Origin of the sequence: Salifodinibacter halophilus (genome assembly GCA_012999515.1) — a bacterium.
Taxonomy (GTDB): Bacteria; Pseudomonadota; Gammaproteobacteria; order Nevskiales; family Salinisphaeraceae; genus Salifodinibacter; species Salifodinibacter halophilus.
Window position 1 is genome coordinate 1 of record JABEEB010000422.1, and the last position, 256, is coordinate 256.

Below are 256 nucleotides of genomic sequence, written 5' to 3' on the forward strand. Positions count from 1 at the left end.
GACCGCGGCGGGGCTCAGCCCGAGCTGGCGCGCTGCCGCGGAAAAGCCGCCGAGCTCGGCGCTGCGGACGAAGGATTCGAGATTGGCGAGGGATTCCACGGGTGCCGGCCTTCAAGTTCTGCTTGAAATTAATTCTAAGCATTACCGGCTTATCCGGATGGAATCGGAAGTCCATAGTGACGTCCAAGGCGCCGCTGCAACCTCGAAACTACCTGAGGTTTCCGACACCGAAACCATTATCGTCAATAAGTTGAAG

General features: G+C 57.8%; 1 protein-coding gene. It reads right to left on the minus strand.

All coding sequences use genetic code 11. The features are described 5' to 3' along the window. Nucleotides 1-99, minus strand: a 99-nt coding sequence (locus tag HKX41_12300; protein ID NNC24917.1) for a LysR family transcriptional regulator, incomplete at its 3' end; no start/stop codon positions are given. Nucleotides 100-256: the final 157 nt, after the last annotated feature.